We start from the raw sequence: 26162 nt of genomic DNA, 5'->3' as shown, positions 1-26162 counted from the left end.
CTGGGGAGCGGGCCACCGCCCGGCCCGCCACGTCAAGCGGACCTTGACGGCCGTTCGGGCGCTGGCGGGTCGGGCGGTGGTCTGCTCGGCTTGCCCGGGTCGATGGCAGGCGGGATGGCCTACCGCCACCACCCATGGACCCGGCGGCTGCCAATGGTCTTCGGCCATCCTGGAGCTGTTGCGCCCCCCGCCGGAGGCGTAGTGACCGCAGTCCCGCGACCGTCGCCAGCTCGCCGACGCGGTCGGCACCCGCTCTCCTACGCCGCGCGGGTGTCGGCCGCGCGGCTCGGCCGGCTGCCGGCTCTACCACCCCACCGGGCAAGGTCTGTCGTGCTGCGGCGGCCCTCCGGGCTCCCCGCTGTTCGCGCCAGCCGCCGGGCGTTCTGCGTGGCCGGAGCGGAGCGCCAGCGGAGTGCAGGCCGCGCGCCCTGGCGGCGGCGCGTGCGGCCCGTTGCGGGCCGCCTTGATAGACGTACAGAAAGTCCTCCCACACCAGCCGGCAGCCGGCCGTCCCACCTCCATCCGGCGACATCACGGCGGGTTGACGTATCGGCACGCGGTGCTACTCTGGCGCTCGTCGAGCACGCCAGCGCGGCCTTCCTACCGGATCGCTGGACTCGACCTCGGAGATGCCGAGCGGCCTTCCTGCCGCTGATGCGGGTCACGTCCCGCCGGCTCCCGATCGCACCGGCCGCCGCGCCGGTTCTCCGAATCCGCTGAGCGGCCCAGCACGGCTTCATTGCCGTCCACGATGGCCCGGATTCGCACACCTCCACGGGTGGGGGCAGTCTGCGGCAACCGGTCGGATGCCGACATCCCAGGCTCCCCACCCGTGCCGGCCTTCGTCACCAGCTCGACAAGCGCGAGAGGACACAACCATCGGCGGGACGTGGCACCACCACGAACCTGCCCTCCGGCGTCAGCCGCCCTCCCGGCGGTGCCAGGAGACACGACGAACACCACCAGCGGACCAACGTCCACGGCTGGTGGGGCTTCGTCTCCCGTCCCTGCCACCTCCTGAGGAGAAGACCGTGTCCACCCCGCTCACCCTGTACCGGCCCGGCGTCACCGTCGGCCGGAACGCCCAAGCCCTGCACCGTGCGGCCATGCCGGAGTTCTCTGGCTGGCTTGAGCACACCGCCGCTGCCGGCGGCTGCGCCCGGCCAATCCGCCTCACCGGCACCATCGCCGCCGTCGAGACGACCACCGGCCGCATCACTCGCCAACTCCGAACCGACGCGCTGCCCGACCAGACCCTCTACAAGGCGTGCGGCAACCGCCGAGAATCGCGATGCCGAGACTGCGCCTGGGTCTACGCCGGTGACGCCTACCAGGTCGTGCGGTGCGGCCTGACCGGCGGCAAGGGTGTGCCCGACTCGGTCGGTCGGCACCCGGTCGTCTTCGCCACCTTCACCGCCCCGTCCTTCGGCGCGGTCCACCACCGGCACGTCGCCCGCCACCCCTGCGCTACCCGGCGGCGCTGCGACTGTCGCCCTGCTCCCTGCTCCCTGCCGCGCCCGAAGTGCCGCCGGCACCTGCCAGCATGGGCAGCCCGCGGCGTGCTTCGCCCGCCACGACGCCGACGATCCGCAGCTCGGGCAGCCGTTGTGCCTGGACTGCTACGACCACGAGCACCAGGTCGTCTGGAACTACTTCTCCGGCGAGCTGTGGCGACGCACCAAACAGGCCATCGAACGGCACCTCGCCGCACTCTGCCGCCGATGCGGCATCCCCTTCGTCCAGGTCGTCACCGGCTCCGGCCAAGTGCGACGGGTGCCACCGGTGCGGGTGTCGCACGGCAAGGTCGCCGAAATGCAACGCCGGGCAGCCGTGCACTTCCACGCCCTACTGCGCCTCGACGGTGTCGACCCTGACCCGGATGCTCTCGTGCCGCCGCCGACCGGCATCACCGTCGACGACCTGGACGCCGCCGTTCATGCCGCCGCGCGGCAGATCGTTGTCACCACACCTCCGCATCCTGACCGGCCGCAGGGCTGGGTGATGGCCTGGGGCGAGCAGATCGACGTGCGCCGGATCAACGCCGCCGACGGCGAGTTGACCGACGGCAAGGTGGCCGCCTACCTGGCCAAGTACGCCACCAAGGCCACCGAATCCACCGGGCGCTCCTTCACCCGCCTCACCCCGGCCACCATCGACGACTCCGCCGATCCGGAAGGCGACCATCTCGCCCGCCTCATCGACGCCTGCTGGCACCTCGGCAGGCCCACCGGCACCGACACCGCCAGCGGTGCCACGACGGCCGACAACCGTCAATACAGCCTTGACACGCAACCGAACGCCTACGCCAGGCTGCGCCGCTGGGCGCACATGCTCGGATTCGGCGGCCACTTCCTCACCAAGGCACGCCGTTACTCCGTCACCTTCGGCCTGCTCCGCGACACCCGCGCCACCTACTGCCGCGAAGAGGACGACGACACCCCCGGCACCGTCACCGTCGGCACCCTCACCTACGCCGGCTCCGGATGGCTCACCGAAGGCGACGCACTCCTGGCCAACACCGCCGCCGCCCAGCGGCGCCAGGCCAGACGCATCGGCCGGGAAGAACTCGCCCACGAAGCCTGGCTCACCGGGGCCGCCGCATGAACCAGGACCTCCGCCCCCGCTGGTACTCCCCTGCCGAGGTCGCCGTCCTGCTCGGATTCGGCATCTCCAAGGTCAAGATGAAGATCGCTACCGGCGAGCTGCGCTCTATCAAGGACGGCAAGTACCGCCGCGTCCTCCCGGAGTGGGTCGACGACTACATCCGCGAGCAGGTCGAGCGCCAGGAGGCCGCCTGATGCCCGGACGTGCACGAGCTAACGGCGAAGGCTCCATCTTCCCCTACCGCAACGGCTTCGCCGCCTACGTCTGGGTCACCAAGCCGGACGGCAGGCGCACCCGGAAGTACGTCTACGGCAAGACCCGCGAAGCGGTGCACGACAAGTGGATCAAGCTGCACCAGCAGGCCAAGGCCGGGCCGGTGGCGACCAGCGTTCCGACGGTTGGCAGCTTCCTCACCTACTGGCTCAACGAGATCATCCAACCGAACCGCGCGCCCCTGACCCACGCCACCTACGAGACATTCGTCCGCCGATACATCGCCCCCGGCCTCGGGGCGAAGCGGCTCGACCGCCTCCAGTCCCGCGACGTGCAGATGTGGATCAACCAGGTGGCCCGAACCTGCCAGTGCTGCGCGCAGGGCAAGGACGCCGCCCGGCCGAAGCACAAGCGGCGCTGCTGTGCGGTCGGCCGCTGCTGCCAGGCCGTCCCGTCGACGCGGACGGTCAGCGACATCCGGGCCGCGCTGCGGGCCGCCCTCACGCACGCCCAGGCCGAAGACCTCATCACCAAGAACCCGGCCGTGGCGGTCACCCTGGCCACCGTTCGCCGTCGCCGGGGCAAGTCCTGGTCGAGCGACGAGGCACGGAAGTTCCTGGAGTCCGCGAGAGCAGACGAGGACCCTCTCTACGCCGCCTACGCCCTTGTCCTCGTCACCGGTCTTCGCAAGGGCGAGGCCCTGGGACTGACGTGGGAGGACGTAGACCTCGACGATGGAGAGCTGACCATCGGTCGTCAGCTCCAACGCGTACGCGGACAGCTCCTGCACCGTGACACCAAGACCCAGGCGTCCGACGCCATGCTCCCCCTGCCCGACATCTGCCTGACCGCCCTCAAGCTCAGACAACAGCAACGCGATGAGGCTGAAGCAGCCGCCGGAAAGGCATGGCACGAGACCGGACTCGTATTCACCACCCGCTATGGCACACCCATTGAGCCGCGCAACTTCCAACGGTCGTGGCAGACAAGGTGCGAGAAGACCAGCGTCAGGCCGATCACCGTCCACGACGCCCGCCGCACCTGCGCCACGCTCCTGGCCGACCTGGACGTCCATCCGAGAGTCGCCATGCAGGTTCTCCGGCACGCCCGGTTCTCCATCACGATGGAGATCTACACGCAGGTCTCGTCGAAGGCGACGCGGGAAGCACTCAAACGTCTTGGCGACTCCCTCGGCCGCTGACTCTCGTCCCTGAATGGCAGCCCGGAAGGGGTAGTTCAGCCTTTGCGGTTCGGGTCGGTGAGAGCATCCCAGTCCTCAGCGCTCATCGGGAACGGCCCCCAGTGCGGCAGGTAGAACGGTCGCCGCGGCGGGTCAGCCACCGTAAACGGCTTGAACTCCGGATCCGCGATCACCCGGTAGACGAACTCGGCCGTCGACATGTCGAGTTGGTGCCACGGCTCGATGCCGTCCCGCCGCGCGACCACAGGCCACCGGTCGGGCTCCATAGAGCCGTCCGCCAGCCAGTAGTACTCCCCTTCGGTCTGATCACTGCCCCATTGGATCAGCCCCGTCCCCTTGTCGGGCTCGTACATCTCGTAGGGGGCCCACAGCCGCGCGAAGTCAGGCTCACTTGGCCACTGCCGAGAATAGGCCCACGCCCGAAACAGCGGTTGTGCATGATCGTCGGTCGGCCGGAAGAGGTCCAGGTAGGCGTAGAACCGCCCCGGGACGAACCGGCGGCACAGTTCCTTGAAGTCCGTCGGCAGCGGAACGCCCAGCTGGGCTTCCACCTGCTCCCAGCCGACACCGTCCTCAGGCACCTTGCGCCATCCGGTCACGTCGATGATCCAGTCGATCCACGTCAGCTGATCAGTCACGGCCGGCAAGGTAACAGCACACCCGGACATCCGATCGCCTTGTCGTCACCCTTCCGCTGACCGCTGCTGTATAAAGCTGCTGTACGACAGCAGAAAGGCCACCTCCCGAAATCGGGAAGCGGCCTCTGACCTGCGGAACTGAGAGTGGGCGATGCTGGTATCGAACCAGCGACCTCTTCGGTGTGAACGAAGCGCTCTCCCACTGAGCTAATCGCCCTCAGCGCCACTGACTCTACCCGATCGTGGAACCCGACCGGAAATCCGGGGTCAGTGCGTCGCGAGGTAGTGCATCGCCGTGGCGACCAGGTCGATGCCGAGGCTGAACTTGAGCGACAGCCAGACCACGGTGGCCACGAAGACCAGACCGACGGACCCGAGCACGACTCGCACCAGCAGTGACTGACGCGTCACCCAGCGCGTCCAGCCGTAGACGTGCCGACGGGTGAAGCCGAGCAGTCGGCGCGCCCAGTGGTACTCCACCGCCCAGATGCCCAACCCGGCGATCACCAGCAGCCAACCCGGCCCGGGCAGCGGGATGAGTGCGATGCCGATGGTCACCACGACCGCTCCCGCGATCGCAATGAAGATCTTGAGTGCGATCCGGCCGGTGGGGTTGGCCCGGATGAGGTCGAGCGTCAGCGAGATCCGCTCCCGCCAGCGGGGGCGGCGCGGCGGGTCTCCGACGACCAGGACACCGCCGGGACGATCGGCGTCGGACGTCGGCCGATCGGCGCGTTCGGGCTGCTCCATCGGCACTCCGTACCCCCGCTTTTCGGCTGCTCGGACCGCGACCTTCGGCGGGCCGGGCGCCGCGGGCGGATCCACTGAGGATTTCTTCGTCACCATTTCACCCCCCAGTGTCGCTCACGCCCGTCACTGCAACGGCCGACTGGACGTTACCGGAGTAAGTCGACGACTGAACCACCCGATGCCGGGCGGGATCACGCACTGGGCAGAACCGGAAATCCTACATGAATGCTCACATTCACGCGGCCTTTCCGTCCCCCTTCCCACCACTGGGTGAAGTCAGCGTATGGCGGAGCGTAGCCAGGAGTAGCACCTGAGTATGGGAAAAGCGGGACACGCGCGTTCCGCAGCGGTGCCGGGGGGAGAACGTCCATGAGTGTCATTCGACCGACGACCGTAGAGGTCGAGACGTCACTAAGGCTCGTCGCACCTGACGCCACGGCCTTGCCGGTGCGTGCCAGTCTGCGTTACGACCCTGCTGACCCGTATGCGGTCCATGTCCTGTTCCATGCCGAATCTGCCGGCGGCGAGGCGGTGAGCTGGTCCTTCGCCCGCGAACTGCTGGTCACCGGCCTGGACGAGCCAGCCGGCATCGGTGATGTGCGGGTCTGGCCCTGGGCCACCCCGCGCGGCGACTTCGTCGCGCTGGCCCTCTCGTCACCGGACGGCAACGCCCTCTTCGAGGTGCCGCGCAGCGTCCTGGTGCGCTTCCTTCGACGGACCTACGTCGTCGTCCCGCGCGGTCGTGAGGCCGAGCACCTGGATGTCGACACGGCGGTGAACCGGCTGCTCGCCGGTCGCTGACCACCGCCCGAACGGGCAACACCGGTCAACCCGGGGCCGCGCGGATCTGCCGAGTCCGCGCGGCCCCGGCACACCCGGGGTGTACGCGGGCAGCCCGCCCCGGGTCGGCCGGTGCTCAGCCGTGCGTGGTGATGCCGCCGTCGACGGGGATGACCGCCCCGGTGAGGTACGCGCCCGCGCGCGACGAGAGGTAGATGGCGGTCCCGGCCATGTCCTCGGGGCGTCCGATGCGGCCCAGCGGCACCTGCTGTTCGATGGCGGCCCGGCTGGCGGGGTCGTCCAGCGCGAACGCCATCATCTTGCTCTCGAACGGGCCGGGTGCGATCGCGTTGACGGTGATCTGTTCACCGGCCAACTGGTGGGCCAGGCCGCGGGTGAGCATGTGCACGGCCGCCTTGGTGGCCGAGTACGCGTACACCTCCATCATCGGCACCCGGATGCCGTCGATCGACCCGATGTTGATCACGCGGGCCGGGTCGTCGGCGCTGGCGGCGGCGCGCAGCGCCGGCAACAGCGCGGTGGTGAGTCGGAAGACGGCCTTGACGTTGACGGCCCAGAGCTTGTCGAACGCGGCCTCCGGGTAGTTCTCCAGCGGGGCGCCCCAGGTCGCGCCGGCGTTGTTGACAAGCACGTCGAGGCGGTCGAAGCGCTCGCGTACGGTGGCGGCCAGCGCCTCGGCCCCGGCGTCGTCGCCCAGGTCGGCGGGGATGGCCTCGCAGCGCCCCTCGGCGGAGAGTTCCTTGGCGACCGCCGCGCAGACATCCGCCTTCCGGGACGAGATGATCACGCGTGCGCCGGCCCGGACGAAGCCCTGGGCGATCATCAGGCCGATCCCCCGCGACCCGCCGGTGACCAGGACCGTCTTACCTTCGACCGAGAACAGCTGCGTCATGCCCATCCCATCGCGAGTCGGCGGGGCCGCCGTCCGGTTGGGCGGAGCGCGGCCCGGACGGCGCTACCGCCGGGTAACGTAGCCCGGCCGCCGGGATCGCGACAAGCCCGGTGTGCGGCGCCGATTCCGCCACCCGCGTCGATTGAGATGCGGTGACCTGCGGTTCGGGCTACCGTCGCAGGCGATGGTCTCCACCGGTCCCACCCCCGCGCCACCGATCGGTTCGGCTCCACCCGCGCCCGACGAGATCGCCACGTTCGCGCTGGCCGACCTCGCCGGCGACCCGGGCTGGCGTCGGCCGGTGCTCGTCGAGCAGGAGTTGCTGATCCTCACCACCCGGGGGCACGGCGACGCGGAGCTCGACTTCCACCTCCTACCCTGCCGGCCCGGCACGCTGTTACGGGTCCGAGCCGGCCAGGTGCTGCGCTGCGCCGGCCCGCAGTTCGACGCCACCGTGGTCTCCTGGGATCCCGAGGCGCTGCACGGCTTCGACATCGACCGGGACGCGCCCGTGACGTGGCGGCAGTTGGCCGGCGAGGACGAGGACGCGGTGATCAGCGAGGTGAGCCAGTTGGCGGTGGACTGTCAGCGGCACCCCGACAGCCGCACCGCCCGCGCGCTGCTCCGTCACCAACTGGCGGTGTTGCTGCTGCGGCTGACCCTGGCCAGCGCCGACCGCTCGACGCCCCGGCCCGAAGACGAGACGTTCCACCGGTTCTGTCAGGAGGTGGAGCACGGCTACCCGCGCAGCCGGCGGGTGGAGGATTACGCCGCCGGGCTGCGCTGCTCCGTGCGTACCCTGACCCGGGCTTGCCTGGCCGTCACCGGCCGCAGCGCCAAGCAGGTCATCGACGAGCGGGTCGCGTTGCAGGCCGGCCGGTTACTCGCCGCGACCGACCAGCCGATCGCCCAGATCGGCCGGCAGCTCGGCTTCTCCGAGCCGACGAACTTCGGCCGTTTCTTCACCCGCGAGGTCGGGGTGAGCCCCGGCGCGTTTCGGGCCGCCCGGGACCAGCCGGCGGCCAGCCGGGTGGTCCGGCCCCGCGTGCCGGCCGAGCCGACCGGCGCCAACGGCGGCCGGTTCCGCCGGCTCGCCGAACCAGCCGACGGCGGCCACGCCGGGCGGCCCACCGGACCGGCCCTCGGCACCGGCCGGGCATGATGACAGGGTGCAGATCTCCGCGCGCGGCGACTACGCGGTACGGGCGGCGCTGAGCCTGGCCACCGCGTACCCTTCGCTGCTGTCCACCCAGGCCATCGCCGGGGAGCAGGACATGCCCCGCAAGTTCCTGGAGGCCGTCCTGGCGGATCTTCGCCGGGCCGGCATCGTCCGCGCCCAGCGTGGTGCCGAGGGCGGCTACACGCTGGCCCGTCCACCACGCGAGGTGACCGTCGGCGCGGTGCTGCGGGCGGTGGACGGTCCACTGGCCGGAGTACGCGGGCTGCGCCCCGAGGAGACCCGGTACGAGGGTGCGGCGGAGAACCTGCCCGGCCTGTGGGTGGCCGTGCGGGCGGCGGTGCGGCGCGTGGTCGACGAGGTGAGCCTCGCCGAGATCGTCAACGGTCGGCTGCCCGCCCACGTCCGCAAGCTCACCGCGCTGCCCGACGCGTGGGAGCCGCGCTGACCCACCTCGCGCCCACCTCGCGTGTCAGAGCGTCCGGAGCACGTCCTCGGTGCTCAGCCGGGGCAGCCGGGCGCTCCAGGAGTCTGGGCCAGGGTGGCCCACGTTCATGACCAGCAGCGTCTCGTGCCGCCCGTCGGGAAAGAACTCCCGGGTCACGCCCTCCGCATCGAACCCGGCCATCGGGCCGGCGGCAAGCCCCGCCGCGCGGACACCCACCAACAGGTAGCCGATCTGCAGGGTCGCACTGAACCGGGCCTGCTCGACCCGCGTCGCCCGATCGGTGAGCCAGTCGCGGGCCTGCGGGCGGTGCGGGTACAGCTCGGGCAGCCGTTCGTGGAAGTCCACATCAGCGGCGAGCACCGCCACCAGCGGCGCGGCAGCGGTCTTCGCCCGGTTGCCCGACGAGAGGTGCGGCAGCAGTCGCGCCCGGGCCGCCGGGCTGCGCAGCAGCAGCACCCGCAGCGGCTGGCCGTTGTACGCGGTCGGCCCGTACCGGATCAGGTCGTGGATCGCCGCGACCTGGGCGTCAGTGACCGGCTCGTCGGTGAACGTGTTGGCCGTGCGGGCCGTCCGGAACAGCAGGTCCTGGGCGGCCCGGTCCAACGCGAGCAGGCCCGGTGTGGCAAGCGCCGTCACCGGGGCACCGGCGCGGCGGCGGTGGTGTAGCCGCCGTGGTGGTGCACCAGCGGCGCGCCGTCGCCGCCATCACCGAGCGCCAACGGCTCGGCGATGACGAGCGTGTGGTCGCCGGCGGGCACCCGGTGCACCACCCGGCAGAACAGCCGGGCCAACACGCCGGTCAGCAGCGGCACCCCGAACGGTCCGGACGTCCAGTCCGGGTACGCGGCGAACCGGTCGATGCCGCTGGTGGCGAAGATCGTCGCGGCGTCCCGCTGCCCCGCGGTCAGCAGGTGCACCGCGACGTGCTCGGCGCGAGCCAGCACCGGCCAGCTCGACGACGCCGTCCCGAGGCAGAACGAGACGAGCGGCGGGTCCAGCGACACCGACGTGAACGAGGTGGCGGTGAAACCCGCCCGGATCGGCGCGCCGATGCCGCCCAGGCAGGCGGGGTCGGTGGCGCGGGCGACAGCGGTGACCACGGTGACGCTTGTGGCCTGCCGACGCAGCAGAGCACGGAACAGGTCCGCACTCACCGGTCGCAGCTCGGCGGCGTCCGTCGCGGGACGCTCCACGGTGGTCACGCCGACACCGGGGTCGACGCCGACTGGGTGCGGGCCGGTCGGGGTGGGCCGGAGCACCTGGTCACGGCGGTGGTCGGGGCGGTGGTGGCGGCTCGGGGACGGAGGACGGCACGACGGGGCAGGGACATGCGGAGTCTCCTGATCTGTCCACGGTGGGAGTGCGGAGGGTAGGAAGGCACGCTGCTCCGCGTTGAGCGGGCCGGCGGTGTGCGTGCGTCGCTGGAGTCGGACCGGATGGACCGGTCGGCTCAACAGAGTGCGCTCGCGTGCCGGACCAGGTCGACGTGCACACGAGCGGTGAGGTGGAGCTCATCCCGCTGCGACATGACCTCATGTTGCCGGGACGGAATCACCCGGTCAACGGTCTTCCAGAAGGTGAGAATTCCATCGATGCCGATGGGAGATAGCGTGACTAGCAGCCCTTATCGTGGCACAAGACCTATCTGGTGAGTAGAGATTGGACTTGCGCGGCCGGGACCGTCCAGGACGGACACCGAGAGGGTTTCAAAAGTTGCCGGTCCGGGCATGTTCGATCTCGACACGGCAGGGAACGGTGACGAGGGGAGTCCTCCGATGGGCCTCATGTTTCGCAAGCGCAAGAAGTACGGACCGATCATCCTGAACTTCACCGAGAACGGCTTCTCCTCCTGGAGCATCAAGATCGGGCGCTGGTCCTGGAACTCGAAGGCACGGGCACACCGCGTCGACCTGCCTGGTCCGCTGTCCTGGAAGCAGGACAAGTCCCGGTCGTAATCTCCCGGGAGTCGAGCGGGGTGCCGGTGATACCACCGGCACCCCGCTCGGCGTCCAAGGGCCCCCACCCAGCCCTGCCCTGCCCAGCCCCGCCCCGCCCCGGCCCGGCCCGGCCCGGCGATCTTGCACTCTCTGTCGCCGTTCTGCGTTGAATGCCCTTTATGCGGGGGCAGAAAGTGCAAGATCGCGGGGGCGGGGGCGGGGGCGGGGTGGGGTGGGGTCAGTGGGTTGGGGTTATTAGCTCGTCGCCGGCCAGCTTGCCGCTCTCGCGGTCGCGTCGTACCTCGCCGTCGTCCAGCAGGCCGGCCAGCGCGCGGTTCGCGTCGACGGCACGGTAGACGGTCGCGGTGAGGGTGTGCCGGCGCAGCTCGGTGACCTGCCGTGGACCGTCGCGACGCAGCTCGGCCAGCAGCGCCTGGGCCAGCGGAGCGAGGTCGGGGTCGCCGGCCACGTCGACAGTCGCGCTCATCGGGTCGTCCGGGTCGCGGTAGCGCACGCCGAGGTCCGCGCCGACCGACCAGAGCGCGTCACGCACCGCCTCCAGGCTCCGGTCCGAACGGCTGCCAAACGCGACCACGCCGGCGACCGCGTCGTCCGGCAGCACCGGTGCCAGCTCGGCGACCAGGGGAAAGCCGGCCGCGACGAGCGCGGCACGGGCACTGTTGCCCGCGTGCAGCAACACCTCGCCGGCGCGGCCGTTGGCGGCGGCCGTGAGCAGCTTCGGGCCCACCGCACCTGGCACGTCCACGAAGGAGAACAGCGGCGAGCCCGCCGCACCGGCCGCCTTGACGGCGACCGGCAGCCGATCCGGGTCACCGGGCAGCAGGTGCACCGTGACCTCGGCGGGCAACTCCGCCTCGACCGGGCCGAGGCGGGCCGGCAGGTCGGGCGCGCCGTCGGCGAGCAGCAGCACGGTCACCTGCCGGCCGCGCACCTGGTCGGCGTGCGCGCCGACCAGTCGCAGCGCGGCCACCGCGCCGTCCGCGTCGGTGCCGGCGAGTGCGACGGTGGCCCGCCGGGAGCGTTGCAGGGCCGTGGGCAGCCAGGTGGTCAGCTGGCGGACCAGCAGCGCACGAAGGAAATCGGTGGTCCGGTCGGTCGGCATCGGTCCGTTCTACCGTATGACCTGCTCAGGCCGGGACGGAGATCCCCACCCCGCCCCGGGTCTGCCCGCCGTAGCGCTGCCGTTCGGCGTCCAGGTCGAGCCGACCGATCTGCTTGCGTGCGGTCAGCGCGGCGTCGTCGAGCAGGTTGGCGGGGACCAGCCAGACGATCTCGAACTCCAGACCGTCCGGGTCCTTGCCGTAGAGGCTCTTGGTCGTGCCGTGGTCGGAGGTGCCGACCAGAGCCCCGGCGGCGGCGAGCCGCTCGGCGGTGACGGCCAGCTCGTCGAGCGTGTCCACCTCCCAGGCGAGGTGGTAGAGGCCGACGGTGGCCCGGCCGGCGGTCGACCGCCCGGCACCGGCCCCGATCTCGAACAGGCCGAGGTCGTGGTCGTTGGTGGAGTCGGGGGCCTGGAGGAAGGTGGCGCCCCGGAATCCGTCCGGGGTCATCGCCACCGCACGGAAGCCCAGCACGTCCCGGTAGAACGCGACGCTGCGGGCGAGGTCACTGACGTAGAGGACCGCGTGGTTGAGCCGGTGGATACCCATGCCCCGAGGTTAGCCCACTTTGGTTGAGCGTTCAACTACCCGCGTTATGATGGCCGTCATGACCCGCTGGCTGGACCCCGACGAACAGCGCACGTGGCGCGCGTACCTCGCCGCGTCCCGGATGCTGATGGACACCCTCGACCGCGAGCTCCAGCGCGAGGCGGGCATGCCGCACGCGTACTACGAGATCCTGGTCCGGCTCTCCGAGGCCCCCGGTCGCCAACTACGGATGAGCGAACTCGCGCAGGCGGCGGGGTCGTCGCGCAGCCGGCTCTCGCACGCCGTGGCCCGGCTGGAGGCGGCCGGATGGGTGCGCCGCGAGGAATGCCCCACCGACCGGCGCGGGCAGATCGCCCTGCTCACCGACGAGGGTTTCGCCACCCTCGCGGCCGCCGCACCCGGCCACGTCGAAGGGGTACGCCGGCATCTGTTCGACGCGTTGAGCCCCGCCCAGGTCGACCAACTGCGCCGAATCAGCGAAACCCTGGCCGACCACCTGAGGAGATCCTGACCAATCGACACCGGCGCGGGTCTTGTACTAACCGTCGTCGAATGAGCACGATGGGGCGTGTCTTCCGGCTTCGGCGAACTGACTGACCAGGCGCACCATCTCGTGTCGGCCGGCGATCTGGCCGGCGCGCAGCAACTGCTCGCCGACGCGCTCACCGACGCCGACCCCCGCCCCGCCAACGCCACCGACGAGTTGGCCGAGGCGGCCAGCCTCCAGGCGCGGGTGTTGGTCGCCCTCGGTGAGCCGCACTCGGCCCGCGGCTGGGCCGCCTTCGCGTACGCGGCCACCACCCGCCTGCACGGCCGCTCCGACCCGCGTACGGTGGCCGCCGCGGCGACCCTGGCCGCGGTGCTGCACCGGGTCGGCAGCCACTCCCGGGCCGCTCGGCTCTACCAGGAAGTCATCATCGAGCTGACCGCGCAGGACGGGCCGGAGTCACTGCGGGTGCTCGCCGCACACGCCGACCTGGCCACCGTCGAGTACGCCCGCGGCCAGTGCACGATCGCCCGGGACCGGCTCCAGGACGCCTGGGAGCTGCACCGGGAGATCTATGGCGACGGGCACCCCAGCGGCATCAAGATGCTGGCGCGGCTCGGGGCGATGCAGCGTGACTGCGGGCAGTTCACCGAGGCACACGACAACCTGGCACTGGCACGTGAGCTGTGCCGGCAGCACCTGCCCGCCGACGACCCGCTGGCCGCGCAGGTGGCGGCCCTGGCCCGCGCGGCGGCAAATCCCGACCACGCCTGCGCCGACGACCCGCCCACCGCACGGGACACCCCGACGGTGCCGGCCGCCCGCGTCCCACCGCACGGCGACGACCCGACCGAATTCGGCCGCCACCCAGCGGCACCCGCGCCACACCAGGCCGGACCGGCGGCCGGTGGGACGGTGCCGAATCCCCGGATGCCTGCCGACGAACCGGTCGGGCCGGCGGGCACCACCTGGCCACCCGAGGCGGCGGAGGAGCCCACCCCCTACAGCACCGACGCTCCGGTGCCCCCGTCCGTGATCGGGCTGGCCGGCGGCACCGAGGAGCAGCCCGGGGTCTACCGGCTGCACCACCCCGCCACGCCGTCCGACCCGTACACGGCCGCCGACCCGTACACGGCCGCCGACCCGAACGCGGTGGCTGACCCGTACCGGCCGCCGGACCCGTACGCGCCGATTGAGCCCTACACGCCGTCCCGGTTGCTGCCGGTCCCCGTGCACCGGGCTCCCTCGCCGCCGCGCAACCGGCTGGTGCCGGTGCTGGTGGCCGGCGTGGTCGTGGTGCTGCTCGGTGCGGCCGCGGTGATCGCCGGGGTGGCCCGGGTCGGGGGCGACGACGAGCCGAAGCCGCCGCCGGCCAGCGGCTCCCCCACCGCCAGCTCGCCCACCACCGCGCCCAACCCGGGCGGCGCCGCGCCCACGCCGGCCGGCACCGCAGCGCCGACCGGCAGCCCGCCCGGCGCGGTGACCCTGCGCGACACCCGGGACAGCATCGCGCTGAACTGGACCTATCCGGCCGGCAGCGAGGGCCCGGTCGTCGTCGCGGGTGGCCGCACCGGTCAGGACCGCAACGTCTTCGCGACCCTGCCCGCCGGCACCACCAGCTACGTCATCTACGCGCTCAACCGCACCAACGACTACTGCTTCACCGTCGCCGTCGTCTGGTCCACCGACACCGTCGCCAACTCCGAGCAGGTCTGCACCCGCCGCCGCTGACCAGACCCCGTTGCGGGTGCGCCGAGGGCACCACCACCGTCACGGTGCGTCGACCGGTGGCTCCGGAGAGTCCTCGGCCCGCACCGCCGGCAGGAGCAGGCAGACCCGGAGCCCGTGCCGCTCCGGCGCGTCGGTCAGGGTGATGCTGCCGCCCGCACGTCGTACCAGCTCCCGGACGATGGCCAATCCCAGGCCGGCGCCGCCGTCGTCGCGGGCCCGACCGTCGTCCAGCCTGGTGAACCTGTCGAACACCCGCTCCCGGTCCGCCGCCGGAACCCCCGGGCCGTCGTCGGTCACCGTCACCAGGTGGTACGCCCCGACCGTCCGCCGCGTCACCGGTGCCGCCTCGGCGGCGAGCACCACCGTGGCGTACGCGTGGCGTACCGCGTTGTCGACCAGGTTGGCCAGTACGCGCCGCAGCTCGTCCGCGTTGCCGGTCGTCCACAGCGGGCCCGGCGGCGTCATCACCCGCACCGGCGGCGACGGGTAGCGGGCGGCGACCTCGACCAGCAGCGCGCCCAGCTCCACCGGGCCGGTCCCCCGGGCCGGCGGGGCCTCGTCCAGGCGGGCCAGCAGCAGGAGATCGTCGACCAGTCGGCTCAGTCGGTCGGTGTCGGCGAGCAGGTTGGCGGTCACCGCCTTCCAGTCCGTGCGGTCCGCGAGGCGCTGGGCCACCTCCAGCTCGGTCCGGATGTTCGTCAACGGGCTGCGCAGCTCGTGTGCGGCATCGGAGACGAACGCCCGTTGCCGCACCCGGCCGGATTCCAGCCGGTCCAGCATGCCGTTGAGGGTGACCGCCAACCGGTGAATCTCGTCGGCCGACGCGGGCACCGGCAGCCGACCGGTGCCGGCCCGCCCGGTGATCTCCTCGGCGCCCCGACGTAACGCCTCGACCGGCCGCAGAGTCGCGCCCACCACCCGCCACGCCACCCCGGCCAGCACGGCCACCAGCAGGGGGAACGCCACCAGCAGGATGACCCGGACCGCGTGGGTGCTGTGCCGCACGTCGGCCATCGACCGGGCGACCAGCACGGTCAGCGGGTCGGCCGCGGTGCCGGCGGGTACGGCGACCACCCGGACCGGGCCGACCAGCCCGACCCGCTCCGCCGGCACCTCCAGCCGCTGCCGACCGTCGTGGTCCAGCCGCTCGGGGCGGACCATGGGGACCAGCCGGTCGGCGTCGATCGAGGCGGCCCGGATCCGCCCCTGCCCGTCGACGACCTGGACGCGGACCTGCCCACCGGCCACCGGCAGCGGGTCGGGCAACGCGTCCTCGGCGGCGAGCAGGGCGACCGCGTCGGCGGTCCGGAACGCCTCGGTGTCGACAGTTCGTTGGAGCACGAAGCCGAGGGCGCCGAGCAGCACCACGCCACCCAGGGCCAGCCCGATGGTGAGGCCGAACACTCCGATCGCCATGAGCCGCCCCCGCAGCCCCAGCACCGGCAGCCAGCCGGCCCCCGCCCGGCGGGCGGGCACGGGAGCGTCGGTGGTCACATCGCCAGCCGGTAACCGACGCCCCGGACCGTCTCCAGCCGGTCCCGACCGAGCTTGCGGCGCAGGTAGCCGACGTACACCTCGACGATGTTCGGCGCGGTCTCCAGGCTCGCGTTCCAGACGTGGTCCAGCAATTCGATCTTGGAGATGACCTGGCCGGGCCGGCGCATCAGATAGTTCAGCAGCGCGAACTCCCGCGCGGTCAGCGTCACCTCGGCGTCGGCCCGGGTCACCCGTCGACGGGCCGGGTCCAGCCGCAGGTCACCGACCGCCAGCACCGTCGGGCGTTCCGGGGCGCCCCGGCGCAGCAGCGCCCGCAGCCGGGCCAGCAACACCACGTACGAGAAGGGTTTGGTCAGGTAGTCGTCGGCGCCACAGTCGAGGCCGTCGGCCTGGTCGTACTCGCCGTCCTTGGCGGAGAGCATCAGCACCGGCAACCAGTGCCGCTCCGCGCGCAGTTGACGGACCAGCTCGTAGCCGGAGAGGCCGGGGAGCATCACGTCGAGGATCATGGCGTCGTACTCCCCGTGCCGGGCGGCGTCCAGACCGGCCGGGCCGGTCCGTGCCACGTCCACCGCGAACCCCTCCGCCTCCAGGCCCCGTTGCAGGGCAGCCGCCAACCGGGCCTCGTCCTCCACCACCAGCAACCGCACGGTTCAAGGGTGCCACCCGGGTTCAACCGACTGCGGTTCCGCGTCCTCAGCTCGTTCTCAGGGCCGAGGGGGGAGGATGGTCGCAGGAGGTGCCACCATGTCCGTCCTGAGAAGCCGTCCCGTCCTGCGTTGGCTGGTCCCGGCCACCGCCGCCGTCGCCGTCATCGGCGGTGGAGCGGCGATCGGCACGTTCGCCGCCGAGGCCGAGCCGAGCCTGCCGCCGCGTACCGCCGCCCAACTCCTGGTCGACCTGCAGACCTCCCGACTGGAGGGGGTCTCCGGCACCGTCGTGCAGCGCGCCGACCTCGGCCTGCCGCCGCTCGTCGGGCTGGCCCCCGGCAACGAGCTGACAAGCATGTTGACCGGCACCCACACCCTGCGGGTCTGGTATTCCGGCCCGGAGCGGCAGCGGGTCGCGTTGCTGGACACCCTCGGCGAGCAGGACGTGATCCGCAACGGCCCGGACGTGTGGACCTGGGAGAGCCGCACCAACACCGCCCGCCATCGCACGATTGGCGACACCGAGGCCGCGAAGGCCGCACCCGACGCGCGGCCGAACCTGCCGGCCACTCCGCAGCAGGCCGCCGACCTCGCGTTGGCCGCGATCGACCCGAGCACCGAGGTGAACGTGGGCCGCTCGGCGACGGTGGCCGGCCAGGACGCGTACGAGCTGGTGCTGCAGCCGCGCGACAAGGACTCCCTGGTGCACCAGCTACGGATCGCCATCGACGCCAAGCAGCACGTGCCGCTGCGCTTCGAGGTGCTCGCCAAGGGCAGCGACCAGCCGGCGTTCGAGATGGCCTTCACCCAGATCGACTACCGCCGGCCCGCCGACGACCAGTTCACCTTCAACCCACCGCCGGGCGTGACGGTCACCGAGGAGAAGGCCGAGCGACCGGGCGCGGGCAAGCCCGGCCACGTCAAGCCGGCGGGCGATCCGCAGGTACGCGCGGTGGGCACCGGCTGGACGACGGTGCTCGTCGCCCGCCTCGACGGGGCCCTCGGCGCCAAGCCGGCCGACGCGAAGCCGGCCGTGCCACCGGCCGGCGCCGCACCCGACATGGACCTGTCGAGGCTGCTCGGCGGGCTCGCTGCGGTCAAGGGCGACTGGGGTAGCGGCCGTCTGCTCACCGGCAAGCTGTTCAGTGTGCTGCTCACCGACGACGGCCGGGTGCTCGCCGGCGCTGTCACTCCCGAGCGGCTCTACCAGGCCGCTCGCGGCTGATCCTCCGGTGTCCGCGCCGGGTCGACCCTCGCGGTTGGCCCGGCGCGTCATCGTGTCCGACCCTGTCGCGCCAGCGGCAGCCACCGGTGTCGGCGGGCGCTGAGTCAGCGGCCGGTCGCGCCGGGGATGCTCAGGCAACGGGCGCCGAGGGCGCTCAGGTAGGCGTCGGCGAGGACGGCGTGACCGGGCAGGTGCGGGTGCACGCGGTCGTCGGCCCAGCGGCTCGACGGGCTGACCGTGAGCACCCGGTCGAACGCCGCCTGGTTGGGCACGTGCACCGCGTCGAACTCGGCGGCCAGCCCCGCCACCACTGCCGCGTACCGGTCGGTGTCGGCGCGTTGCGGGACACCACGGTCCGGCTCGATGAAAAACGGGTCACCGAGGATCAGCCGGCAGCCGGTGGTGGTGACCGCCCGACGCAGCAGGTCGCGCAGGGTGCGCTCGTACTCGTCGATGCCGACGGCCTCCTCCGGCCGATCGCCGTAGTGCCGCCAGATGTCGTTGATGCCGATCAGGACGGCGAGCCAGTCGGGGCGCTCGGCGATGGCGTCGTCGTCCCAGCGGGCGGCCAGGTCCCGCACCGTGTCGCCGCCCACACCCCGGTTGACCCAGGTCAGCTCCAGCTCGGGGTGCCGGGCCTCGACAAACGCGCGCACGAGGCTGACGTAACCGGAGCCGTATGGCGCGGCGATGTCGCGCCGACCACAATCGGTGATGCTGTCGCCGATGAAGACCACGCGTTGCCCGGGCCGCAGGATCATCAGACGTCACCTCGCGTTCACCGGCGCCGACCCGCCGGGCTTGGTGAGAACCGGCGGAACGCGCTATCTTCAACAATTCGAGGACACAAAAAAGAACGGCTATAAGCCGTTCCTGCAAAGGATTCTAATCTTTAGGGAGACGGCTTGTCAAGGCACTCCGGCGGTTCCGGCGAATTGCCGCTCGACGACGAGATCGGTCGCGAGCAGGAGTACGTCTCGATGCTCTACGACCGGCTGGACGGGCTGCGTGAGCAGGCCGCCCAGCGGCTCACCGCCGAGCTGCGCAACACCGGCGGCACCCTCCAGGACCGCTCGCAGCGCGACAGCTCGGTCGCTATGTACGCCGATCAGGTCGAGCAGTTCTCCGCCGTGGAGAACGGGCTCTGCTTTGGCCGTCTCGACGGTCACGACGACTCCCGCCACTACATCGGCAGGATCGGCATCTTCGACAGCAGCGGTGACTACGACCCGCTCCTGATGGACTGGCGGGCCCCCGCCGCCCGCGCCTTCTACCTCGCCACCGCCGCGAACCCGCAGGGCGTCCGCCGCCGCCGGCACCTGCGCACCCGGCAGCGCAAGGTGACCGGGCTCAACGACGAGGTGCTGGACATCGACACCGCCGCCCCCGGCGGCCATGAGGAGCTGACCGGCGAGGCGTCGCTGCTCGCGGCCCTCAACGCGGGCCGGACCGGCCGGATGCGCGACATCGTCGAGACCATCCAGGCCGAACAGGACGAGATCATCCGCGCCGAACTGCCGGGCGTCATGGTGGTCCAGGGCGGCCCCGGCACCGGCAAGACCGCCGTCGCGCTGCACCGTGCGGCGTACCTGCTCTACACGCACCGGCGCGAACTCTCCAGCCGGGGCGTGCTGCTGATCGGCCCGAACGCGACATTCCTGCGCTACATCTCCCAGGTGCTGCCGACGCTTGCCGAGACCGGCGTGCTGCTGCGTACCCAGGGTGATCTTTTTCCCGGGGTGAGCGCCCAACGGACCGAGCCGGCGGAGACCGCGGCGCTCAAGGGGCGGGCTGTGTGGGCCGAGGTCCTGGCGCTGGCCGTGCGGGACCGGCAGTGGGTGCCGGACGAGCCGCTGGAGATCGAGGTCGAACGGGAGACGCTGACCCTCGACCCGGAGATCGTGCGGGCCGCGCGGGACCGGGTGCGCCGCGTCGACCGGCCGCACAACCTGGCCCGCACGCTGTTCGACACCGAGGTCGTGCACGCGCTCGCCGACCAGGTGGCCGAACGGATCGGCGCCGACCCACTGGGCGGGGACAACCTGCTCGACGAGGCGGACCGGGCCGAGATCCGCCGCGAGCTGCGCGAGGAAACGGAGATCCAGGCCGCCCTCGACCGGCTGTGGCCGGTGCTCACCCCGCAGCGGCTGCTCGCCGACCTGTACGCCGACCCGGACCGGATCGCCGCCGCCGCGCCGATGCTGACCGAGCAGGAGCGGGCGCTGCTCCAACGGGAGCCGGGTGGCTGGACGCCGGCCGACGTGCCGCTGCTGGACGAGGCCGCCGAGCTGCTCGGCGAGGACGAGCGGGCCGCCGCCGCCCGCCGGGACCGGATCCGGATGATGGAACGGGAGTACGCCGAGGGCGTGCTCGAAATCGCCCGGGGTTCCCGCTCGATCGACGTCGAGGACGAGGCCGAGGGCGGTGAGATCCTCGGCGTGACCGACCTGATCGACGCGGACCGGCTGCTGGAGCGGCAGGAGGAGGCGGACCGCCTCACCACCGCGCAGCGGGCCGCCGCGGACCGGAGGTGGGCGTTCGGCCACGTGATCGTGGACGAGGCGCAGGAGCTGTCCCCGATGGCGTGGCGGCTGCTGATGCGCCGCTGCCCCAGCCGGTCGATGACGATCGTCGGGGACGTCGCACAGACCGGTGCGCTCAGCGGCACACCCTCGTGGGCGGATGCTCTCGCCCCGTACGTGGCGCAGCGGTGGCGGCTGACCGAGTTGACGGTCAGTTACCGCACCCCCGCCGAGATCATGGCTGTCGCCGCCGACGTCCTGGCGCAGATCGATCCGGCGCTGCGTCCGCCGCGCTCGGTACGGGAGAGCGGCGTACCCCCGTGGGACCGGACGGTGCCCGACGGGCGGTTGGCGGCGGAACTCGTCGCGGCTGCCACCCGGGAGGCGGCGGCGCTGACCGAGGGTCGGCTCGGTGTGCTCGTGCCGACCGGCCGGGTGGGCGAGTTGGGTGCCGCGGTGACCGGCGCGTTGCCGGAGGCCGCCGTGGGTGAGCACCCGGAGCTGGAGAGCCGGGTGGTGGTGTTGACCGTCGCGCAGGCCAAAGGGCTGGAGTTCGACTCGGTGCTGGTGGTGGACCCGGACCGGATGGTGGCCGAGTCTCCCCGCGGTCGCAGCGACCTGTACGTGGCCCTGACCCGAGCCACCCAACGCCTGGGTGTCCTCCGCCCCACCGCCTGAGTTGATCATGAGGTTGACGTGGACCGTGGTCTCCCACAGCCACGTCAACCTCATGATCACGCCGGCCTAGTCGCGGGCGGTGCGGTCCCGGACGGTCTTGCCTGGTTCTGGTGCCGTCGTGGACTGGTCGCTGGTGTTGCCGCTCATCGGCGTGCTCAGGCCACCGGTGGTGGCGTCGCCGGTCGTCGTCGGCGCGACCCTGCCCCGGTGCCGCTCCGGCTGCCGGGCCACCCGGCGTACGCTCGCCGGCCCGGCGGTGCCACCGGTGGTCGTCACCGCGCCCTGCCCGCCGACCGGGCCACCGTCGCGCAGCACCTGCGGGTCGATCCGTTCCTTCGCCGGATCGAACGGGTCATCGCGCTGGATCTGACTCTCCACATCGGTGCGGGGCACCGTCACCTCGTCGAGGGCGCCCTTGCCGTACACGCCGCCGGCGATCCGATCCTCGGCCTCGCGGGCGGCGTCCTGCCGCATGTCGTCCTCACGCACGCTCATCACCTCGCAGAAGCGGTGGAACCGACTGCGTGCCCGACCACCGGCCGGCCAAACCCTGCCTGACCGGGAGGTCGTCCACGGCGGTTCACCGTCGCGCCGCCCACTGGCCGCCTGCCCGCAGTCCGAGATGTCCATGCTGTCCGGCGACCGGTGGGAGATGCCCGCCGGCAGAGGGGATGACAGCGTGCGCACAGTACGCCGTACCGCCGTCGCGGCCCTGGTGGCCGCGACGGTGACGACCGGGCTCGCGGTGCCCGCCCAGGCGAAACCGCGACCGGACCGGACATTCGACGTGCAGGCCCACCGGGGCGGCCTCGGGCTGCGGGTGGAGAACACCCTGGCCTCCTTCGGCAACGCCCTCCAACTCGGGGTGACCACCCTCGAACTGGACGTGCAGATCACCGAGGACGGTCAGGCCGTCGTCACCCACGACCGCAAGATCAGTGGCGCCAAGTGCGTCGACACCGCCCCGGTGACGCCCGGCGACCCGGAGTTCCCGTACGTCGGGAAGTACGTCAACACGCTCACCGTGGCCCAGGTGCGCTCCCTCGACTGCGGCTCGAAGACGCTGCCGGACAAGCCCGGCCAGCTCGCCGTCCCGGGCGCCCGGATGCCGCTGCTGCGTGAGGTCTTCGCGCTCGTCAACCGCTACCGGGCGAAGGACGTGACGCTCAACGTCGAGACCAAGGTGGAGGCCGGCGCCCCGACCGAGACCGCGCCGCGCGAGGAGTTCGTCCGGGTCACCGCGGCCGAGATCCGTGCCGCCGGGCTGCTCCGGCAGGTCACCATCCAGAGCTTCGACTGGGGCGCGCTGATGCGCATGCGCCAGGTCGAGCCGAAGCTGCCGCTCGTCGCCCTGACCAACTACGACTTCCTCCAGACCGGTCAACCGGGTGCCTCGCCGTGGCTGGGCGGGCTGGACATCGACGACTTCGGCGGCGACCCGATCAGGGCGATCCGCAGCTTCGGCGCCACCGCCTTCTCGCCCGTGCACGGCATGCCGCAGAACGGCACCGTCACCGACCCCGGCTACCAGCCGTACGTCACCAGGGAGATGGTCGCCCGGGCGCACCGCTACGGGATCAAGGTGATCCCGTGGACGGTCGACGACCTGCCGACCATGGCCAAGCTGATCGACGACGGCGTGGACGGCATGATCACCGACTACCCGGACCGGCTGCGCGGACTGCTGGCCCAGCGCGGCTACCGGCTGCCCAAGGCGTACGCCGCGCCGTTCGACATCCAGGCGCACCGCGGCGGCCGGGCCACCCGTCCGGAGAACACCCTGCCGGCCTTCGCGAACGCGTTGTCCAACCGGGCCGTCTCCACGCTGGAACTGGACACCGGCGTGACCGCCGACGGCAAGCTCGTGGTGCTGCACGACCGCACCGTGAACGGGTCGCACTGCGTCGACACCCGCCCGGTGCGCCGTGGCGACCCGGCGTTCCCGTACGTGGGCAAGCCGGTGCACGAACTGACCCTGGCGCAGCTCAAGACCGTCGACTGCGGCACGAAGACGCTGCCCGAACTGCCCGCGCAGGTGCCCGCGCCCGGTGCCCGGATCCCGACCCTGGACGAGGTCTTCGACCTGGTGAAGGCGAGCGGCCGCAGTGACATCGCGATGAACATCGAGACGAAGATCAGCCCGGTGGTGGACGACACCGAGCCGTACCGCAGCTTCACCCGCAAGCTCGTCGACGCGATCCAGCGGGCCGGCTTCACCAACCGGGCCACCATCCAGTCGTTCGACTGGCGCACCATCACCTACGCCCGGCAGCTCGACCGGCGGATCGGCACTGTCGCTCTGGTCTGGCAGTACGGCCCGGCCGAGTGCGCGACGCTCGCCGACGAGTGCTCGTTGCAGGCCGTGTACGGCAACCCGTCGGTGCGGAGCCCGTGGACCGGTGGGCTGGACTGGTGGAAGTACCAGGACCTGGGCAAGCTGACCCGGGCCGCCGGTGCGGGCACGGTGTCGGCCAACTGGCAGGTGCACGACCCGAAGCAGGGCACCGTCGCCTCGGACGACTGGTACCTGCGGCAGAACCCGGCATACTTCCACGGACCGGACGTACGCACGCTCCAGGCGCGCGACGGGCTGAAGGTGATCCCGTACACCGTCGATGACGCCGCGGTGATGCAGCGGGTCATCGACCTCGGTGTCGACGGCCTCATCACCGACGACCCCGAGCTGTTGGTGCGCGTGGCCATCCGCAACGGCCTGCGCTGAGCTGCCCACGCGCTGATCGCCGGCCGGATTTTTCCGGCCGGCGATCGGTGTTACCTGCTCCGGGGCCTCGGGTAGTCGGGGGTTGTCCCCGCCACGAAAGCGAACCGTGCCGTGGCCGACACGCGGTAGCGGGGCGAGGGAATGCAGGTACGCCTCATCGCATCCTGAGGAGGACCAGATGAGCACGCAGGCTGCTTCCACCCGGCCGATGAACCGGCCCATGAACGACCCGCAGAATCCCGCGTCGATGCGGGACATGCCGACCCAACAGATGCCGGTCATGCATGACGGGCGTCGCAACGACATGCAGGCACCGGGTACGGAGACCAAGCAGGCGTTCAAGACCACCGAGTTCTGGATCTACCTGATCGCGGTGGCCGCCGTACTGGGCGCGTCGCAGGTCGTTGGCAGAAACTCCGCTGGGGTGGACATCTTCCGGGCCGACAACGCCTGGTTCCTGATCACCCTGCTGACGCTTGGCTACCTCGGTAGCCGTGGCCTCTCGAAGGCCGGCAGCAACTGGCGCAGCAGCGAGGAGCGCAAGGCCCGCCACTGACGGCTCCACAGTGCACGGTGGCCTCCGGGAGATCCTCCCGGAGGCCACCGTCGTGTTCGTACCGGCTACTCGTCGCCGCCGAAGTCGCCGAAGTCGCCCTCGAACGCGTCCTCGATCATCTCGCCGGCGACCATGCCGCCCGCGACGCCGAGCGCCGCACCGGCCACCATGCCGCCCATCCCGTGCCCACGGCTGTGGCCGTGGCCGTGACTCGGGCCGTACTGCGAGCGGAGGCTGCCGTAGCGAGACGTGGTCTCGCGCAGCCAACCGTCGACGACCTGCGCCCAGTCCACCCGGTCGACGTCGGTGTGCGCCACCTGGAAGCGGCCGAACGCGTCGTGCCCGGCGCTGAGGAAGCCGCCGCGCTTGTCGCACTCCAGGATGACCTCCACGCCGCGCTGGCTGGTCACGAAGGTCAGCTCGACCTCGTTGATCGTGCCCGCGTACTGCGGAGCGGCGAAGAACTCGATCTCCTGATAGAACGGCAGCGTCTGCTGCACGCCCCGGATGTGACCGCGCTCCAGGTCGGCGTGCTTGAACCGGAAACCGAGCCGCTGGAACGCCTCCAGGATCCGCTCGTGCACCGGCAGCGGGTGCACCGCCACCTGGTCCAGGTCGCTCTTGTCGACCGCGCGGGCGACCGCCAGCTCGGTCCGCAGGCCCATCGTCATGCCGTGCAGGCGCTGGCCGTACACGTCGGTGATCGGGGTCTCCCACGGCACCGGGAGCTGGAACGGGATCGAGAGCTGCTGCTTCGGGGCGAGCAGGAACGCGCCGCTGACCGCCATCCGGTGGAACTCCAGGGTGCCGGAGTATTCGGCGTCGTGCCCCTCGACCTCCACCCGGGTCACCAGGCCGATCACCACCTGCTCGATGGCCGCCTCGGCATCGCCACCGACGAGGTTGACCTGCCCGTCGAGGGTCAGGCCGGGCCGGGTGTTGGGGTTGGTCAGCACAGTGTCCACACTGGGACCGCCCACACCGAACGCGCTCAACATCTTCTTGAAGACCATCGGAACTCCTGTGCGACGCCGACCGCTCCTCCGCTGGAGTCGGACGTTGACTCGACCGGCACCCTATCCAGCACCCCTGTGAGATGGCTGTGAAGCGCCGGCGCCGGCCTCGCCGCTGCCGGCGGCGCCGCTGCCGGCGGCGCCGCCGCGGCGCTTGATCGACTCGGGTTCCTGGAAACCGGGGCATCGCCACGACCGGGACACCCCGCCTTCCGTGAACCCGAGTCGATCAGCGCCGCAGATCCGCGATCGCCAGCTCGGCCGCTCGATGCCTGCCACCCATGCACCGTCAGCCAGCCAAGGGGCGAATGTCAGTCGGCGAGCCTTTGGAGCTGATGTCGCAGACGACGCGCCGTGTTGTGTGTCCCCGCGCCGTGTTGTGTGTCCCCGCGCCGCGTTACGTGTCCCCGCGCCGCGTTACGTGTCCCCGCGCCGTGCCGCGCCGCCCTGCGCCCTGCGCTCCCCGCGCTCCCCGCGCCGATCTTGCACTTTGTGTCGCCGAAATGCGTGGAACGTCCCCTAGGTCGCAGCGTGAGGGACGTCGATGTGCGCCGAGATGCATGATCGACTCGGTTTGCTGAAAGGCGCGGTGTCACCGCGACCAGGACACCCCGACTTTCATAAATGCGAGTCGATCACCCGTGCTTGGCGGCCCGCACCGCCGTCGACGATGTCGCCGGTCGCTGGTCCGGTGGGCCGTGCAGCGGAAGGCCGGGACGCCGCACCGGCGTCCCGGCCCGGCAATCCTCG

General features: G+C 71.7%; 26 protein-coding genes, 1 tRNA gene and 1 pseudogene. 13 read left to right on the top strand and 15 right to left on the bottom strand.

Annotated features, from left to right (window positions below; translation table 11 throughout):
* Window positions 1–1031 precede the first annotated feature (1031 nt).
* The 3 genes and pseudogenes from ACGFIW_RS03855 to ACGFIW_RS03845 all read left to right on the top strand — a co-directional run bounded on the left by ACGFIW_RS03855 (window position 1032) and on the right by ACGFIW_RS03845 (window position 4018).
* A pseudogene (locus ACGFIW_RS03855) lies at window positions 1032–2604 on the top strand (replication initiator).
* On the top strand, window positions 2601–2798 hold the full coding sequence (locus tag ACGFIW_RS03850; protein ID WP_393310780.1) for an excisionase family DNA-binding protein: 198 nt from the start codon (window positions 2601–2603) through the stop codon (window positions 2796–2798). The pseudogene ACGFIW_RS03855 and the gene ACGFIW_RS03850 overlap by 4 nt, the downstream one beginning before the upstream one ends.
* Window positions 2798–4018 (top strand): tyrosine-type recombinase/integrase, encoded by a 1221-nt coding sequence (locus tag ACGFIW_RS03845; RefSeq protein WP_393310779.1) that lies wholly within the window; start codon window positions 2798–2800, stop codon window positions 4016–4018. The genes ACGFIW_RS03850 and ACGFIW_RS03845 overlap by 1 nt, the downstream gene beginning before the upstream one ends.
* Window positions 4019–4053: 35 nt before the next feature.
* On the opposite strand, the gene ACGFIW_RS03840 is transcribed toward ACGFIW_RS03845, so the two are convergent.
* The 3 genes from ACGFIW_RS03840 to ACGFIW_RS03830 form a co-directional block, all read right to left on the bottom strand.
* Window positions 4054–4656: a hypothetical protein gene (locus tag ACGFIW_RS03840; protein ID WP_393310778.1), complete on the bottom strand. Its 603-nt coding sequence runs from the start codon at window positions 4654–4656 to the stop codon at window positions 4054–4056.
* Between the two features lie 145 nt (window positions 4657–4801).
* Window positions 4802–4873 (bottom strand) — tRNA-Val (locus ACGFIW_RS03835).
* A 50-nt stretch (window positions 4874–4923) separates the two neighbouring features.
* Complete coding sequence (locus ACGFIW_RS03830) at window positions 4924–5502, bottom strand: PGPGW domain-containing protein (RefSeq protein WP_393310777.1); 579 nt, start codon at window positions 5500–5502, stop codon at window positions 4924–4926.
* A 273-nt stretch (window positions 5503–5775) separates the two neighbouring features.
* Between ACGFIW_RS03830 and ACGFIW_RS03825 the strand changes: the two genes are divergently transcribed.
* Entirely contained in the window at window positions 5776–6207 is a 432-nt protein-coding gene (locus ACGFIW_RS03825) for an SsgA family sporulation/cell division regulator (RefSeq protein WP_007457244.1), read from the top strand.
* Between the two features lie 115 nt (window positions 6208–6322).
* On the opposite strand, the gene ACGFIW_RS03820 is transcribed toward ACGFIW_RS03825, so the two are convergent.
* The gene (locus ACGFIW_RS03820; RefSeq protein ID WP_393310776.1) at window positions 6323–7099 is read right to left on the bottom strand and encodes a glucose 1-dehydrogenase; all 777 of its coding nucleotides are present in this window, start codon (window positions 7097–7099) and stop codon (window positions 6323–6325) included.
* Between the two features lie 184 nt (window positions 7100–7283).
* Here ACGFIW_RS03820 and ACGFIW_RS03815 point away from each other — a divergent pair, with 184 nt between their 5' ends.
* Both ACGFIW_RS03815 and ACGFIW_RS03810 read left to right on the top strand, forming a co-directional pair.
* On the top strand, window positions 7284–8261 hold the full coding sequence (locus ACGFIW_RS03815) for a helix-turn-helix transcriptional regulator (RefSeq protein WP_393310775.1): 978 nt from the start codon (window positions 7284–7286) through the stop codon (window positions 8259–8261).
* A 7-nt stretch (window positions 8262–8268) separates the two neighbouring features.
* Window positions 8269–8724: an Rrf2 family transcriptional regulator gene (locus tag ACGFIW_RS03810; protein ID WP_357557570.1), complete on the top strand. Its 456-nt coding sequence runs from the start codon at window positions 8269–8271 to the stop codon at window positions 8722–8724.
* A 24-nt stretch (window positions 8725–8748) separates the two neighbouring features.
* On the opposite strand, the gene ACGFIW_RS03805 is transcribed toward ACGFIW_RS03810, so the two are convergent.
* From ACGFIW_RS03805 to ACGFIW_RS03790, 4 genes are all read right to left on the bottom strand, one after another.
* The gene (locus ACGFIW_RS03805) at window positions 8749–9360 is read right to left on the bottom strand and encodes a malonic semialdehyde reductase (RefSeq protein ID WP_393310774.1); all 612 of its coding nucleotides are present in this window, start codon (window positions 9358–9360) and stop codon (window positions 8749–8751) included.
* A complete protein-coding gene (locus tag ACGFIW_RS03800) occupies window positions 9357–9926 on the bottom strand; it encodes a flavin reductase family protein (protein ID WP_393310773.1) in 570 nt (189 codons plus the stop codon). Before ACGFIW_RS03800 ends, ACGFIW_RS03805 begins: the two co-directional genes overlap by 4 nt.
* A complete protein-coding gene (locus ACGFIW_RS03795; protein ID WP_393310772.1) occupies window positions 9923–10054 on the bottom strand; it encodes a hypothetical protein in 132 nt (43 codons plus the stop codon). Before ACGFIW_RS03795 ends, ACGFIW_RS03800 begins: the two co-directional genes overlap by 4 nt.
* Window positions 10055–10174: 120 nt before the next feature.
* A complete protein-coding gene (locus ACGFIW_RS03790; RefSeq protein ID WP_350938629.1) occupies window positions 10175–10252 on the bottom strand; it encodes a putative leader peptide in 78 nt (25 codons plus the stop codon).
* A 247-nt stretch (window positions 10253–10499) separates the two neighbouring features.
* Here ACGFIW_RS03790 and ACGFIW_RS03785 point away from each other — a divergent pair, with 247 nt between their 5' ends.
* On the top strand, window positions 10500–10679 hold the full coding sequence (locus ACGFIW_RS03785; RefSeq protein ID WP_030333600.1) for a DUF4236 domain-containing protein: 180 nt from the start codon (window positions 10500–10502) through the stop codon (window positions 10677–10679).
* Between the two features lie 220 nt (window positions 10680–10899).
* On the opposite strand, the gene ACGFIW_RS03780 is transcribed toward ACGFIW_RS03785, so the two are convergent.
* Both ACGFIW_RS03780 and ACGFIW_RS03775 read right to left on the bottom strand, forming a co-directional pair.
* Window positions 10900–11784, bottom strand: a complete 885-nt coding sequence (locus ACGFIW_RS03780; protein WP_393310771.1) for a hypothetical protein — start codon at window positions 11782–11784, stop codon at window positions 10900–10902.
* A 25-nt stretch (window positions 11785–11809) separates the two neighbouring features.
* The gene (locus ACGFIW_RS03775) at window positions 11810–12331 is read right to left on the bottom strand and encodes a VOC family protein (RefSeq protein ID WP_393310770.1); all 522 of its coding nucleotides are present in this window, start codon (window positions 12329–12331) and stop codon (window positions 11810–11812) included.
* Between the two features lie 49 nt (window positions 12332–12380).
* Here ACGFIW_RS03775 and ACGFIW_RS03770 point away from each other — a divergent pair, with 49 nt between their 5' ends.
* Together ACGFIW_RS03770 and ACGFIW_RS03765 are read left to right on the top strand one after the other, a co-directional pair.
* A complete protein-coding gene (locus tag ACGFIW_RS03770; RefSeq protein WP_393240211.1) occupies window positions 12381–12842 on the top strand; it encodes a MarR family winged helix-turn-helix transcriptional regulator in 462 nt (153 codons plus the stop codon).
* A 57-nt stretch (window positions 12843–12899) separates the two neighbouring features.
* Window positions 12900–14549 carry a tetratricopeptide repeat protein gene (locus tag ACGFIW_RS03765; protein ID WP_393310769.1) on the top strand — a complete coding sequence of 550 codons (1650 nt, stop codon included), beginning with the start codon at window positions 12900–12902 and terminating at the stop codon, window positions 14547–14549.
* A 39-nt stretch (window positions 14550–14588) separates the two neighbouring features.
* On the opposite strand, the gene ACGFIW_RS03760 is transcribed toward ACGFIW_RS03765, so the two are convergent.
* Both ACGFIW_RS03760 and ACGFIW_RS03755 read right to left on the bottom strand, forming a co-directional pair.
* The gene (locus ACGFIW_RS03760) at window positions 14589–15965 is read right to left on the bottom strand and encodes an ATP-binding protein (protein WP_393311240.1); all 1377 of its coding nucleotides are present in this window, start codon (window positions 15963–15965) and stop codon (window positions 14589–14591) included.
* 74 nt (window positions 15966–16039) lie between these two features.
* On the bottom strand, window positions 16040–16696 hold the full coding sequence (locus ACGFIW_RS03755; protein ID WP_393310768.1) for a response regulator transcription factor: 657 nt from the start codon (window positions 16694–16696) through the stop codon (window positions 16040–16042).
* Window positions 16697–16793: 97 nt separating this feature from the next.
* Here ACGFIW_RS03755 and ACGFIW_RS03750 point away from each other — a divergent pair, with 97 nt between their 5' ends.
* Entirely contained in the window at window positions 16794–17921 is a 1128-nt protein-coding gene (locus tag ACGFIW_RS03750; protein ID WP_393310767.1) for an outer membrane lipoprotein carrier protein LolA, read from the top strand.
* Window positions 17922–18025: 104 nt separating this feature from the next.
* On the opposite strand, the gene ACGFIW_RS03745 is transcribed toward ACGFIW_RS03750, so the two are convergent.
* A complete protein-coding gene (locus tag ACGFIW_RS03745) occupies window positions 18026–18682 on the bottom strand; it encodes an SGNH/GDSL hydrolase family protein (protein WP_393310766.1) in 657 nt (218 codons plus the stop codon).
* 219 nt (window positions 18683–18901) lie between these two features.
* On the opposite strand from ACGFIW_RS03745, the gene ACGFIW_RS03740 reads away from it, so the two are divergent.
* On the top strand, window positions 18902–21121 hold the full coding sequence (locus ACGFIW_RS03740) for a HelD family protein (protein WP_393311238.1): 2220 nt from the start codon (window positions 18902–18904) through the stop codon (window positions 21119–21121).
* Between the two features lie 66 nt (window positions 21122–21187).
* Here the strand turns inward: ACGFIW_RS03740 and ACGFIW_RS03735 are convergent, their stop codons facing one another.
* A complete protein-coding gene (locus ACGFIW_RS03735) occupies window positions 21188–21610 on the bottom strand; it encodes a hypothetical protein (RefSeq protein ID WP_393310765.1) in 423 nt (140 codons plus the stop codon).
* A gap of 190 nt (window positions 21611–21800) precedes the next feature.
* Between ACGFIW_RS03735 and ACGFIW_RS03730 the strand changes: the two genes are divergently transcribed.
* Together ACGFIW_RS03730 and ACGFIW_RS03725 are read left to right on the top strand one after the other, a co-directional pair.
* The gene (locus ACGFIW_RS03730) at window positions 21801–23843 is read left to right on the top strand and encodes a glycerophosphodiester phosphodiesterase family protein (protein ID WP_393310764.1); all 2043 of its coding nucleotides are present in this window, start codon (window positions 21801–21803) and stop codon (window positions 23841–23843) included.
* Window positions 23844–24021: 178 nt separating this feature from the next.
* Window positions 24022–24399: a hypothetical protein gene (locus tag ACGFIW_RS03725; protein ID WP_393310763.1), complete on the top strand. Its 378-nt coding sequence runs from the start codon at window positions 24022–24024 to the stop codon at window positions 24397–24399.
* Window positions 24400–24464: 65 nt separating this feature from the next.
* Here the strand turns inward: ACGFIW_RS03725 and ACGFIW_RS03720 are convergent, their stop codons facing one another.
* The gene (locus ACGFIW_RS03720) at window positions 24465–25412 is read right to left on the bottom strand and encodes a sporulation protein (protein ID WP_393310762.1); all 948 of its coding nucleotides are present in this window, start codon (window positions 25410–25412) and stop codon (window positions 24465–24467) included.
* Window positions 25413–26162: the final 750 nt, after the last annotated feature.

This window comes from Micromonospora sp. NPDC048935 (genome assembly GCF_043197875.1).
In the GTDB taxonomy this organism is placed as follows: domain Bacteria; phylum Actinomycetota; class Actinomycetes; order Mycobacteriales; family Micromonosporaceae; genus Micromonospora.
Note: the sequence above shows the minus strand (reverse complement) of the source record. Positions and strands in the feature narration are given on the sequence as shown.